The 13909-nt window shown below is 57.5% G+C and carries 10 protein-coding genes; 4 read left to right on the top strand and 6 right to left on the bottom strand.

Annotation, left to right across the window (positions count from 1 at the left end; all coding sequences use genetic code 11):
• Positions 1–10: 10 nt before the first annotated feature.
• From RBH71_RS05545 to RBH71_RS05520, 6 genes are all read right to left on the bottom strand, one after another.
• Positions 11–3154 (bottom strand): efflux RND transporter permease subunit, encoded by a 3144-nt coding sequence (locus RBH71_RS05545; protein ID WP_038494007.1) that lies wholly within the window; start codon positions 3152–3154, stop codon positions 11–13.
• Entirely contained in the window at positions 3151–4452 is a 1302-nt protein-coding gene (locus tag RBH71_RS05540) for an efflux RND transporter periplasmic adaptor subunit (RefSeq protein ID WP_111802591.1), read from the bottom strand. The genes RBH71_RS05545 and RBH71_RS05540 overlap by 4 nt, the downstream gene beginning before the upstream one ends.
• A gap of 294 nt (positions 4453–4746) precedes the next feature.
• Positions 4747–5943: a polysaccharide biosynthesis/export family protein gene (locus RBH71_RS05535; protein WP_013761539.1), complete on the bottom strand. Its 1197-nt coding sequence runs from the start codon at positions 5941–5943 to the stop codon at positions 4747–4749.
• 412 nt (positions 5944–6355) lie between these two features.
• Positions 6356–6499, bottom strand: coding sequence for a hypothetical protein (locus RBH71_RS05530; RefSeq protein WP_162692249.1), 144 nt, complete (start codon positions 6497–6499; stop codon positions 6356–6358).
• A 173-nt stretch (positions 6500–6672) separates the two neighbouring features.
• Positions 6673–7071: an XRE family transcriptional regulator gene (locus tag RBH71_RS05525; RefSeq protein ID WP_323687196.1), complete on the bottom strand. Its 399-nt coding sequence runs from the start codon at positions 7069–7071 to the stop codon at positions 6673–6675.
• Between the two features lie 400 nt (positions 7072–7471).
• Positions 7472–8596 (bottom strand): glycosyltransferase family 4 protein, encoded by a 1125-nt coding sequence (locus RBH71_RS05520; protein ID WP_003510798.1) that lies wholly within the window; start codon positions 8594–8596, stop codon positions 7472–7474.
• A 516-nt stretch (positions 8597–9112) separates the two neighbouring features.
• Here RBH71_RS05520 and RBH71_RS05515 point away from each other — a divergent pair.
• The 4 genes from RBH71_RS05515 to RBH71_RS05500 all read left to right on the top strand — a co-directional run bounded on the left by RBH71_RS05515 (position 9113) and on the right by RBH71_RS05500 (position 13900).
• Positions 9113–10639, top strand: a complete 1527-nt coding sequence (locus RBH71_RS05515) for an ABC transporter substrate-binding protein (protein WP_111802590.1) — start codon at positions 9113–9115, stop codon at positions 10637–10639.
• Between the two features lie 219 nt (positions 10640–10858).
• Positions 10859–11800 carry an ABC transporter permease gene (locus RBH71_RS05510; protein WP_003510794.1) on the top strand — a complete coding sequence of 314 codons (942 nt, stop codon included), beginning with the start codon at positions 10859–10861 and terminating at the stop codon, positions 11798–11800.
• Positions 11800–12675, top strand: coding sequence for an ABC transporter permease (locus RBH71_RS05505; protein ID WP_019564634.1), 876 nt, complete (start codon positions 11800–11802; stop codon positions 12673–12675). The genes RBH71_RS05510 and RBH71_RS05505 overlap by 1 nt, the downstream gene beginning before the upstream one ends.
• A gap of 1 nt (position 12676) precedes the next feature.
• Positions 12677–13900, top strand: a complete 1224-nt coding sequence (locus RBH71_RS05500) for an amidohydrolase/deacetylase family metallohydrolase (RefSeq protein WP_111802589.1) — start codon at positions 12677–12679, stop codon at positions 13898–13900.
• Positions 13901–13909: the final 9 nt, after the last annotated feature.

Genomic DNA, 13909 nt, shown 5'->3' with positions numbered 1-13909 from the left:
TATCTACGATCTATGCCGCGACGGAATCGGGTTCGCTGGCACTTTCCGGCTTTTGCGGTTCCGCGTGTTTTTTAGCCGATGTCTTGCGCGAAAACAGCCCGGTGAGGTAGGTACCCAACCTGTCCATTTCCACGAAGATGACCGGGGTGATGAACAGCGTCAGCAATTGCGAGACGATGAGACCACCGACCACGGCAACACCAAGTGGCTGGCGCAGTTCCGAGCTGGCGCCTGAGCCGAGGGCGATGGGCAGGGCGCCCAGCAGCGCGCAGAAGGTCGTCATCATGATCGGCCGGAAACGGCGCACGCAGGCTTCGTGGATGGCGCTGGTGGGCGGTTCGGCCTTTTCGCGGATCAGTTCCACCGCAACGTCGATCATCATGATCGCGTTTTTCTTGACGATGCCGATCAGCATCAACAGCCCGATCAGCGCAATGATCGAGAAATCCATGCCCATCACCTTCAGCGCCACCAGCGCGCCAAAAGCCGCCGCCGGCAGACCGGAAAGGATGGTCAGCGGGTGGATGAAGCTTTCGTAAAGCACACCCAGCACCACATAGATGGTCAACACCGCCGCAAGAATGAGGATGCCGGTATTGCCCTGGCTCTGCTGGAATATCGCCGCCGTGCCGCCATAGCTGGTGAACACGTCCTGCGGCAGGCCGATGGTGGTTTTGATCTGGTCAATACGGCTCGTCGCATCCGAAAGCGCCACGCCATCCGGCAGGTTGAAGGAGACGGTCGTAGAAACGAGCTGGCCCGTCTGGTTGATGGTCACCGGCGCCTGCGTGCGGGTGAGGGTGGCGAAGTTGGAAAGCGGAACCAGAACACCCGATTTTGCCGAGAGAATGTTGATGTCGCTCAGGAAATCGTCATTCCACTGTTTCGAACTGTCGAATTCGACGATCACATCATAGCTATCACCGGTCGACTGGATTTGCGCCGCCGTATAACCGCCGAACGACATTTCCAGCGTCTTGCGCAATTGGTCGTTGGTGATGCCGAAGGCGGCTGCCTTTTCCGGGTCGACCGAAATCGTCGCCGCAATTGCGCCGTTCTGAGCGTCGGAATTGACGGCGGCGAATGTGCGGTCGCGGCGCATCGCCTCCATCAGCTTGTTCGACCATTCATTGGTCGCGTCGGCGTTCAGGCCCTGAATGACGAGCTGGTATTGGCTGGCGGAGCTGCGCCCGCCCAAACGTAAGCTTTGCTGGGGATTGATATATGTGCGGATGCCCGCCACCTTCGATGTCGCCTGGCCAAGTTCCGCCAATACCTGGCTTAGCGGTGCACGCTCTTCCTTCGGCTTCAGCTCCACGAACATCGAGCCGTTATTCAGCGGGTTGCGGGAGTTGCCGCCGACTGTAGAGGTCACATGCACCACGGCCGGGTTCTTGCGGATCTGATCGGCCACCTGCGCCTGAAGATCGCGCATCGCGGTATAGGAAATGTCCTCACGCGCCTGCGTCGACACGGAAAGGCGACCGATATCTTCCTGCGGGAAGAAGCTGGAAGGCAAAGTCTCGAACAGATAAAGCGATGCTGCAACCGATGCCAGGAATGCGCCCAGAACCACGCGGCGATGGGAAAGGCACCAGCCGACGGCCTTGCCATAGAGGCGAAGCGTGCGCTCGAAGCCGGCGTCGAACCAACGGATGATGGCCGGCGGTCTGGAGGAATGACCCGAAAGCCGTGAGGCGAGCATCGGCGTGACAGTCAGCGAAACCAGCGCCGACGCCATGATCGCCAGCGTGACCACCATGCCGAATTCGTTAAACAGCCTGCCGATCACTCCGCCCATCAGCAGAATGGGAATGAACACTGCGACCAGTGAGATGGACATGGACAGAATGGTGCCGCTGACTTCCGCGGCGCCCTGAAGGGCCGCCTCGCGCATCGTCAGGCCTTTTTCCTCGTGCAGTCGCAGGATGTTTTCCAGCATGACGATCGCATCGTCCACCACAAGTCCGACCGACAATGTCAGCCCGAGTAGCGAGATATTGTCGATACTGTACCCCAGAACATACATGGCCCCGAAGGCGGTAATCAGTGATAGCGGCACGGCAAGGCCCGGAATAATGGTCGCCGTCAGATGCCCGGTGAAGAGATAGATAACCGCGACCACCAGCCCGATGGTGAGGAGCAGCGTGAACTGTACGTCGGCAATCGCGTCCTTGATCGCGGTCGAGGCGTCATTCATGACGTTGATATTGACCGATGGCGGCAATTGCTGGCGCAGCGCCGGTAACTTGGCCCGGATGGCATCCACCACATCAACGGTGTTGGCGTCCGGCTGGCGCTGCACGGCAAGAACGATCGCCTGTTCGCCATCGAACCAACTGCCGGCATTGGGGTTGTCGATACTGTCGGTGACATTGGCGATATCGCCGAGATGGATGGAAGCACCGTTGCTTGTCGCCACCACCAGCGAGCGGAAGGCCGCTGCATCGGTGCGCTGGGTGTCTGCCTCTATCGTCAGGCGCTGGTTGTCGTTCTGCAACGCGCCCACGGGCACCTGATTGTTCGCCTGCGCGATGGCGGTTGTGACGGTATCGACGCCAAGCCCTCTTGCCTGAAGCTGCGAGGGATCGAGGCCAATGCGCACGGCATAGGTCTGCGCGCCGTAGATACTCACCTGCGCGACGCCGGAGATGGTTGAAAGCAGCGGCGAGATGATGTTCTCGGCGATTTCGTCCACCTTGCTGGTCGGCATCTCCTTGCTGTTGATGGCAAGCAGCAGTACCGGCGCATCGGCCGGGTTGGTCTTGCGGTAACTCGGCGTTGTCGTCATGTTGCTTGGCAATTGCCGCTGTGCGCGCGAAATCGCCGCCTGAACATCTGCTGCCGCTGCGTCGATGTCACGGTTGAGATCGAATTGCAGCACGATGGAGCTGTTGCCCAGCGTGTTGGTGGCGCTGATTTCGCTGACACCCGGAATGGTCTCGAACTGCTTCACCAGCGGCGTGGTGACCGAGGTGGCCATGGTTTGCGGCGAGGCGCCCGACAGCGACGACGAAACGCTGATCGTCGGAAAATCGACTTTCGGCAGCGCAGCGACGGGCAACAGGCGGAAACCGGCAAGCCCGGCGAGCACGAGGCCGATGGCGAGAAGGGTGGTTGCAACGGGTCGGTTGATGCAGAAATTCGGGATCATGGGTTACCCACCTGTTCCTGCTGCGGAATATTGGCGGCCAGATTGGCGGCCGCGCCGCCCTTGTCCGAGAATTGCTCGACCACCTGTTGACCGTCGGCAAGTCCCGACTGGCCTTCGATGATCACATGCTCGCCGCCGGTGAGGCCGCTGGCAATGGCTGTCATATCGCCGTTGGAGCGGGCAACCTCCACGGTCGTCATATGAACACGGTGGTTGTCATCGACGATGTAGACGAAATTGCCCTTCGGCCCCGGCCGCACGGTAACCGTCGGCACGACGATCATCTCCGCGTCGGATACGAAATGAGCCGTGACGTTGACGGACTGGCCGGGCCACAACAGCCCGCGATCGTTCTTGAATTCCGCTTTGGCAAGTACGGTACCGGACGTTTGGTCTACGACGTTGTCGTAAAAACGCAGCATGCCGCTCATGGGCTCGCCGCCGGTTGCCGCCGGGTCTACATCGACCGCCGTGTCCTTCTGAACGCCTTCGCGCAATTGCGGCAGGTAGCGCTGCGACAGGCGAAAACTGACAGAGATGGGATCGTATTTCGTGATCGTCACAATATTGATGCCAGCGCTGAGATAGGCACCGGGGCTGACGGTAACATCGCCCAGTCGCCCATCGAAGGGCGCACGGATCTCCATATGTTCGAGCGTTACTTGGTCGGAAGCAAGAGTCGCCTTGTCGGCATCGATCTTTGCGGCGGCGCTGTCCCTGGCTGCCCTTGCCTGATCCAGCACCTGCTGGGACTCTGCGCTCTGCTTGACCAGATTGGCGGCGCGCTGGAAGGCGGCTTCCGTCTGTTCCAGCGTTGCCTGATCGGCAGCGATATTGGCCTTGTCCTTGTCGACGGCTGCGCGGGCGATACGGTCATCCATCTTGAGGATCAGATCACCCGCCTTGATATGCTGGCCGTCCTTCGCGGAGATTTCCGTGACGAGACCGGCCTGAAGCGGCGCTATATTGGTGATGTCGGCGGCAACCGCCCATCCCGTCGCCGTAGCGTCCATTGGCAACGTCGCCTTGTTGACGGCGATGGTGCTGACGGTAGGCGGCCCGCCATTGCGCCGCCCGCCACCTTGCCTCTGGCCTGTCTGCTGGCCGGCTTGACCGTTCTGCGACGTCTGGCCCTTCTTGCCGGCAGATCCATCGGCCGTTGCCGTTTCTGCATGTGGCGAAACGCTGGCGAATTGTTTGAGGTAGGGAATTTGATCAAGGGGCAGGCGATCTTTAAAATACCACGCGCCGGCGGCTGCGATGGCGAGAACGCTGAGGGCGGTCCAGAAACGTTTCATCTGACGGTTCCGCAAAATGAGAGCAATACATGTTTCCCGAACATGTTCGGCAAGCCCTGGGAGCAGCTTTAGCTCCCACAAGACACCCAATGCGCTGCAAAATCACCTTAAACTTTTGTAATGGCGGCGACGATGTCTGCCGCCATGTTGCCTTGCGAAACAAGGGTTGTGGCGGTTTTGGGCATATGCCCGTCGCCGGGCTCGATGCACGGAACTTGACCCCAATCGTGACCAAAATAAAAAGCCGCCTCGTTTCCGGGGCGGCTTTGAACAGGAGCGGCGAGTCGCCGAGGGTCAGAACGCCCGGATGGCGTTGCGCGTCGCAAGTACATCCTCGGAGACGTTGCCGGCCGTTGCGGGAACGGAGCCAACGAGGTCCAGGAACTTGTAAAGTTCGGTTGCCTGCGAGTTGGTGACGTAGATGATATCGCGATCCTGCATCGGGAATTTCGTGGTGGCAAAGAAGGTTGAAGGATCGCGCAGGTTGGCGCGGAAGATGACCGGAACTTCCTGTCCCGGGAACTTCGACATGTCGATGCCAAGCTTCACGAGAAGATCGCGTTTGACGGTACGATAGACATAGACCTGCGCAGGGTCTGCGCGGGAGTCAAGCAATCCGCCCGCCTTGCCCAGTGCATCCGAGAGCTTCAGCGCGGCGTCCTCAAATTCGAAACGACCATTGAGGCCGGAGGCGCCGAAAGCGAGATAGGTGCGGCGTTCACGCTCCACCATGACCGTGTCGCCCGGAACCACATAGATGTTCTCGGAAGGCGTGCTGACAAGGTGATTGTAGTTGACGCGCGCGGTCTTGCCGCGACGGATCAGCGTGACATAGGATTCGATATTTGGGGCGCTGAGGCCTTTTGCATAGGAGATGACGTCGAGAACGCGGTCACCCGCTTCTGAAAGCTGGACCTTCGTCGGCTCCTTGACGTCGCCAAGCACCGATGCCTGTGCGGAGCGGCTGGAAATCTTGGTGATGAGGACCTGCGGTTCGATGGCCCGGTTGGCCAGACGCTCCTCGATCTCGCTCTGCACATCCTCGACATTGCGGCCTGTTGCGCGGATCTTGCCGGCATAGGGAACGCTGATATTGCCTTCCCGGTCTACCGTCTGGTTCGGCAGGCTGATGAAGTTGCCGGGACGGCTGCCCGCATCGTTTGGAATGAAAAGTCCGCCCGCCTGGCTTTCGAAGATTGCGACCTGCACCACGTCACCAACGCCCATCGGCAACGCCGGAACACCACCCTTGCCGCCGCCGAAACTGCCGAGCAGGGTAGCGGTGGTGGTATCGCCGACATAGTTCAGGACGGAACTGTTGATATCGATGAGAGCGTAGTCAACGCCCGCAGTTTTCTTTTTGTCCTTGGAACTGAATTTCACTGAAGCGTTGGATTCGATTGTTGCCGCATCGGGGCCTGATGCCGCGGTCACGGTGCACCCCGCAAGTGCTGCGGAGGCAAGCAGAATCGAAACATTCAATAAACGCATTTGGTCCTCAAAATAAATTTCGTCCGAAAAAAGAAACAAACCGGACATCGTATAGTTTTATAAAAATCGGCACTTCATATTTGACACCGGTAAATCAAATCTCAACCGGGCATTACATCCGTTCAGCAGAATCGTGTCACGAAATGTCTACGCTGGCATCAGGCTTATTGCCTAACTTAAGGCGATACTTCAAGTTAAGTCGTCGCTCAATTGCGCTGGGAAATCCGTAGCATGCACAATCTTCACGAACCCGAATGGCGTCAGTATCATCGTTCTTCAATATTCAATCGGACGGCATAATCACTGCGATTACCGAATAGCGCTAGTGCAGTTTTGTCACGCTTGTCCAGTTTCTTTCATGTTTGACTTAAAAACACGATAATTGGTTGTTTTGCAGTATGTTTTCCCTAAGTCAGCGGCTGATCCTTAGTCCCCGGTTGGTCTGCGGCGCCAGCCGCTCATTGACCCCGAAACGGATAGCGGCCATCATTCCCGTGTGGTCAAAAACGACCAGAATGCCGAGACCCTTGGCTATATCATAGCTGTGATCACGCAACGCCTTATCTTCCATGAAAACACCTAATGTAAATTTTAAAATTATTTATAATTTAGTGAACTATTTAGTTGATGTGGATGCAAAATTTATTATGAAATACTAATCATGTATAGGAAGTATTGAATGAGATTAAAAATCTGTCTATTGTGGCTGCTGTATAAATATGCTGAATATTAAAACCCTGAAGATTCGTATTTGCTGAGGCCCGATCCCGCTGTCGTTATACGCTCCCTGAAGCGTAGCAGAAGCACGGGTAAAATTGCCTCTACCATCTGGACGTCGCGAATGTCCGATATGGTTTTGGCCAGTTCGTTATAAATAAGCGCGGCCTCCGTTATTGTAGACCGTGTAGGCGACTTTTGGCGACACTCCACGAAGATCGTCTCGACCCGGTCGCTGATTTTTTGCAGCAGGGCAACGTCGTAGGCAAGAGTACGTGCCGCTGGCGCGGTGTCAAACATGTCGCCCATACCGGCCACGAGCCAACTTATATTGATGCCGAACCGCTCACGATAGAGAGCCAAAACGCCAGCGTCGGGAATACGGTCGCCCCGTTCATAGTAACCAAGCATTGCAACTGTCAGGCCTGTGCCTCGGCAAATGGCTCACGCTCGTCAAATTTCAGTGCTTTGCGGACCTCGGTCAGCCGTTTTCCCAACGGCGTCTTTGGCTCGACGCGTTTCCTGCTCATAATTCCGCATAAATATCACGATTTGGTATTTACGAGATACCAATTTGTGACATTCCTCTGTTTGTACAAAGACTAAATCACTCATGAGGTAGGCCGGTCAGGGCCGCCTCGCTCACAACGAGGAATCATTATGCACGGCGACTGCATTGCGGACAAGGCGACGGCGAGCCTGCACTGGATAAGAGAAGGCCGGTGACGCCACTCGCTTTACCTATGAGTGGCTCTGTCGACGTCAACAGAGTATATCCAATATGGATATATTCGACCTTGAAAATTTCATGTCAGGCCCGTTCAGCCAGCGCGAAATTCACGGTATCGGCAAATTCTCGCAGGAAGCGTTCACTTGAAAAGCGGGCGGCGTTGTCGACACAGGCGTTCTTGTCGAAACTGTCGGAGTTATCGACAAACTCCTGCACCGCAGCGCAGATGGCTTCAGGCGTTTGCTCGCGGAAATAAAGCCCGGTTGGCTGATTGGAAGCGCCGAGAGGAACAACGGTCTCTAGTACACCGCCTTTTCCATAGGCAATGACGGGTGTTCCAAGCGCTTGCGATTCAACCGGGACGATGCCGAAATCGTCTTCGGCGGCAAATACGAATGCCTTGGCTTCCGCCATGTATTTGTGAAGCTCGTCATTGCCGACGAAGCCGAGGATCTCGACGTTGGGAGTGGCGATTTCCTTGATGCGTTTCATGTCCGGGCCGTCGCCGATGACGACCAGTCGTCTATCGGGCATTTTTGCAAAGGCTTCTACGATGAGGTGGACCTTCTTGTAAGGCACCAGCCGCGAAGCCGTGACGAAATAATCGCCTTTCAGGTCGGAAGGGGAGAGATGGGAAGTATCCACTGGCGGATAAATAACCGTAGAGTCGCGTCCGTAGCATTTGCGAACCCGGCTGCGAATGAATTTGGAATTGACCGTCATGAGATCGACGCCATTGGCGGTGCGGATGTCCCACATGCGAATATAGTGAAGAACGGCACGGGCGATCCACGAGGCGAAACCGCGACTAAGCTTCGATTCTTTCAGGTATTGGTGCTGGAGATCCCAGGCGTAACGGATGGGGCTGTGAATATAGGAGACGTGAAACTGGCCGGGTCCGGTGATGACGCCCTTGGCGACGGCGTAGCTTGAGGAAATCACCAGATCGTAGCCGCTGAGATCAAATTGTTCGACGGCCAGCGGCATCAGCGGCAGATAGGAGCGATATTTTTTACGAGCGAAAGGCAGTTTCTGGATGAAGGAGGTGTTGACCGGCCTGCCACCGAGAAAGCCCCGGTCTCGATCGCTCATGAAATCGACAAGGCAATAGAGATCCGCGTCAGGATAGATCTCAAGAAGGTTGTGAAGCACTTTTTCGGCCCCACCTCTGTCGGTGAGCCAGTCATGCACGATTGCCGTCTTCATGATTTCCTCAATAATTTCAACGTAATAAAAATTTATAACCCGCCCTGGAATAAAGCTCGGCGGTTTAGAATATCTGGTCTGTCTGCAGCCCTTAAAATCACGGCTGGGAAGGCGAATAACGTAACTATTAATAAGAATGCGAGATTATGTCTGTCGTAATCTGGTCTTGGTCTGATCCTCAATAGCACTTTGTTCGCAAATGCGAAATATCAAAGCCTCTTAATTCCTCCTCTTCGTTTTCCCGTCGAAAGCCAGCCGTAGTTTTCCGCAGTTCCGGCTGGCAGCAGCGGTGTTTGCCGCGCGCCGTGTTTCGGGCGAAATAGCTTGTTTTCCTTCGACTTACGTTCCGTTTCCGCCTCTTGCGAAGGCCCGTCTTCCATTTCGCCTGTCTTGGAAACCATTACTCGCGCCGCATTGTCATTGACAAGGCGCCCTATCGAGTTATTCTGTTATAAAGATTGATATAACATAATAATGGAACTCATAAGGTCGGAACCAGGAGCTGGGAGCTTAACAATGAGACGTAAACTTGCATTTCTCGCCACTGCCGCTTTGATGCTAGCGCCGGGCGTGATGATGGCTGCGGAAAAGGGCGGGGTCATCAATGTCGCCACGATCGGCGAGCCGCCGACACTCGATCCCATGGCCTCGACGGCCGATCTCGTCGGCATTGTCACGCAACATATTTTCGAAACGCTCTACACCTTCGACAAGGGGTGGAAGGTGACGCCGCTTCTGGCTGAAAGCCTGCCTGACATCAGTGCGGACGGCAAAACCTACACGATCAAGCTGCGGAAGGGCATCAAGTTCCATGACGGCAGCGATATGACCTCGGAAGATGTCGTCGCCTCGCTTGGCCGCTGGATGAAGATCGCATCACGCGGAAAACAGGTCGCCGGTTTCATCGACAATATCTCCGCGCCTGATGCCGAGAGGGTGACAATCACCCTCAAGCAGCCCTATGCGCCGCTGACCTCGCTGCTTGCTTTCAACAACTCCGCAGCCATCATTCTGCCCGCTGAAAAGCAGGCTGAGCCGATGACAGAATTTGTCGGTACCGGCCCGTATATGCTGAAGGAACGCAAGGCGGACCAATATATCCAGCTCGTCCGTTTCGACGGCTACAAGTCTCGTGACGGTGAAAGTGACGGATATGGCGGTGCGCGCCATCAGTATCTCGATGAAATCCGTTTCGTTCCGGTTCCCGATCCGAATACCCGTGTCGAGGCCGCTGTTTCCGGCCAGTATGACTACGTCGATTCCATTCCGGTGGAATCCTTCGCCAAGGTGAAGTCCTCCTCGGCCTCGCAGCCGTTGATGCTGAAGCCCTTCGGTTATCCGGTCTTTGTATTCAATACCAAGGAAGGTTTGTCTTCCAAGCTTGAGGTCCGCAAGGCGGTGACAGAAGCGTTGAACATGGAGGACATGCTGGCGGCGGCGTTCGGCAGCACGGATTTCTATGCGCTTGATGGCGCCTACTATCCGTCCAATTTCTCCTGGCATTCGGAAGAGGGCGTCGAAGGCAATTATAATGTCGGCAACCCGGAGGCCGCAGCCGAAAAGCTGAAGGCCGCCGGATATAATGGCGAGCCGTTGCGCATCCTCACCAGCCGTCAGTATGAGTTCCACTACAAAATGGCGCAGGTGGCAGCGGAGTATCTGAAGCTTGCCGGTTTCAAGGTGGATATGCAGGTGGTGGACTGGGCGACGCTGACGCAGCGCCGTGCCGACCCGAAGCTCTGGGATATCTACATCAGCCACAGCCCCTTCCTGCCGGAGCCGGCGCTGATTGGCGCGCTTTCCACAGGTTCGCCGGGCTGGTGGGACACGCCGACGCGCAAGGCGGCGGTGGACGCTTTCACCTCGGAGGCTGATCCGGAGAAGCGCATTGCTCTCTGGGCCAAGGTGCAGAAGACGATCTATGACGAGCTGCCGCTCATCAAGATCGGCGACTTCAACGCCGTGGCGGCGAAGTCCAACAAGCTTGATGGCGTCGATCCGGCTCCCTGGCCCTATTTCTGGAATGCTTCGGTTACGAAGTAAGACCGCTCCGCACTCCGTGACCCCGGACTGAATCCGGGGTCCAGCGCGATCAAGTCTTTGACCGCAAGAGGACGCCTTCACCACGCAGACGCGCGGTGGCTGGATGCCGGATCAGCGGGAGTCTTCCAGCCATGAGCGCCGGGTTTACCGGCACTCGTCGACAACTCTGTTCAACCGTCGCCTGAGAGCGGCCCATCACGCGCTTCGGAGCATTCATACGTGATACGGTATATTTTCCAGAGACTTGCCGGAATGATCGTGGTGATGTTTCTCGTCGTCACCATCGTTTTCATCATCCTGCGCGTCACGCCCGGCGATCCGGCGGCGGTGATGCTCGGGCCGGACGCCTCGGCACAGGACATCGCGGAGTTGCGCACCAGACTTGGCCTAGATCAGTCGCTTGGCGTGCAATATGTCTACTATATCGGGCAATTGCTGCGCGGTGATCTCGGTCAGTCGATCTTCCTCAACATGCCGGTTGGATCGGCGCTTCTGGATCGGGCGGAACCGACCTTCTTCCTGACGATCTTTTCGCTGTTGATCGCCAGTGCCATCGCGCTTCCCATCGGCATCTATGCCGCTTACCGGCGCGGTTCCTTCGTGGATCAGGCAGCGACAACCATTGCGATGCTGGCGGCGAGCATTCCGAGCTTCTGGCTTGGCCTGATCCTCATGCAGTTCTTCGCCGTCCGGCTCGATATGTTCCCGGTGTCGGGATATGGCGGTCCAGGCGCAAGCTTCCTCGAGCGCATGTATCACCTGACCTTGCCGGCCATCGCACTCGGCCTCGTTTCTTCCGCCCTCATTCTGCGCTTTACCCGCGCCTCGATGCTGGATGTTCTCGGCGACGACTATGTCCGCACCGCCAGAGCCAAGGGCGTCAAGGAACGCCGGGTGGTGATGAAACACGCGCTGAAGAACGCACTTATCCCCATCCTCACCGTGCTTGGTCTCACCGCCGCCGTGCTGATTTCCGGCGCGGTCGTTACGGAAACCGTGTTTGGCCTGCCGGGCGTCGGCAATCTCGTCGTGTCAGCCGTCTTGAGGCGCGATTATCCGGTCATTCAGGGCGCGCTTCTCGTCATCGCCGGGCTTTACGTGCTCATCAATTTTGCCATCGACATGCTGTATCTGCTGGTCGATCCGAGGGTTCGTTACTGATGGCCGATATCACCTCCACCGCCCAGCCGGCGCGCAACCCGACCATCCTGTTCATTCGGCGTCTGTTGAAGCGCAAGACGGTCGCAGCCGGTTTGATCGTGCTGCTCGTCTTCGTGCTGCTCGCCGTTTTCGCGCCGATGATCGCGCCTTATTCGCCGTCGAAACTCTCGATCGTCAACCGTCTGAAACCGCCGAGCGAACTCTACTGGTTCGGCACCGACGAGTTCGGCCGTGACGTTTTTTCCCGTACCATCTTTGCGGGAAGGCTGTCGCTTCTGGTCGGGGCCGCCGTGGTGGCGCTCTCGGCGTTGATCGGCATCACGCTCGGCCTGCTTGCCGGTTTCTTCCAGAAACTGGATACGCCGATCGCGCGACTGATCGATGCCATGATGGCGTTTCCGGATATTTTGCTGGCCATCGCGCTAGTGGCCGCACTCGGGCCGTCGCTGACGACGGTAATCATTGCGCTTGCCGTCGTTTATTCGCCGCGCCTTGCCCGCATCGTGCGCGCCTCGACGCTGGTGATCCGGGAATTGCCCTATGTGGAGGCGGCCAAGGCGCTCGGCATCTCCACCTTCCACATCATGACGCGGCATGTGCTGCGCAATCTGATCTCGCCGATCCTCGTGCAGTGCACCTTCCTTTTCGCCAGCGCCATGTTGGCCGAGGCCGGCCTTTCATTTCTGGGGCTGGGTGTCAGCCCCGAAATTCCGACCTGGGGAACCATGATCTCCGCTGGCCGCCAATATATCGGCCAGGCGGACTGGATGACCTATTTCCCCGGCTTTGCCATCATTCTTTCCGTGCTCTCGCTGCAAATGGTCGGCGACGGGCTGCGGGACATGCTCGACCCAAGACTGCGAAGGGATTTGTAATATGACGTCCGGTGAACAGGCAAAAACGCCTTTTCAAGCTCCCATTCTTCTCTCCAATGCAAAGCCCGTCGGCTTCGAAAAGGGGGCGCCACAGGCCCAGACCGATATCCTGATCGGCGGCGATGGCAAGGTCGTGGCGGTTGGGCCTGCCCTTCAGGCGCCGGCGGATGCGCAGCGCATCGACGCAAAGGGCGCATTCGTCTCGCCCGGCTGGGTGGATCTGCACGTGCATATCTGGCATGGCGGCACCGATATCTCCATCCGCCCCTCAGAATGCGGGGCCGAGCGCGGCGTGACGACGCTGGTGGATGCCGGTTCGGCGGGGGAAGCAAATTTCCACGGTTTTCGCGAATATATCATCGAACCATCGAAGGAACGCATCAAGGCCTTCCTCAATCTCGGCTCCATCGGGCTTGTCGCCTGCAACCGGGTGCCGGAACTGCGCGATATCAAGGATATCGACCTCGACCGCATCCTTGAATGTTATGCCGAGAACAGCGAGCATATCGTTGGCCTCAAGGTGCGGGCGAGCCATGTCATTACGGGTTCCTGGGGTGTTACGCCGGTCAAACTCGGCAAGAAGATCGCCAAGATCCTGAAAGTGCCGATGATGGTGCATGTGGGTGAACCGCCTGCGCTCTACGATGAAGTGCTGGAAATTCTCGGTCCCGGCGATGTCGTGACCCATTGCTTCAACGGCAAGTCCGGCTCCAGCATCATGGAAGACGAGGACCTGTTCAGCCTCGCGGAGCGCTGCGCGGGGGAAGGCATCCGGCTGGATATCGGCCACGGCGGTGCATCCTTCTCCTTCAAGGTGGCGGAAGCGGCGATCGCGCGCGGCCTTTTGCCCTTCTCGATCTCCACGGATTTGCATGGCCATTCGATGAATTTCCCCGTCTGGGATCTGGCGACGACCATGTCGAAGCTGCTTTCGGTCGATATGCCCTTCGAAAATGTCGTCGAGGCCGTCACCCGCAATCCGGCCTCTATCATCCGCCTCGACATGGAAAACCGCCTCGATGTTGGCCAGCGCGCGGATTTCACGGTTTTCGATCTTGTCGATGCCGATCTGGAGGCGACCGATTCCAATGGCGATGTTTCGCGTCTCAAGCGGCTGTTCGAGCCGCGCTATGCGGTCATCGGTGCGGAGGCCATTGCCGCCAGCCGCTATGTCCCGAGAGCGCGCAAGCTCGTGCGCCACAGCCATGGCTATTCCTGGCGCTGAACCGACTGG

Origin of the sequence: Rhizobium sp. AN68 (assembly GCF_030758035.1) — a bacterium.
GTDB lineage: Bacteria > Pseudomonadota > Alphaproteobacteria > Rhizobiales > Rhizobiaceae > Agrobacterium > Agrobacterium tumefaciens.
The sequence above is the reverse complement of the archived record's forward strand: the minus strand, read 5'-3'. Positions and strand labels throughout refer to the sequence as shown.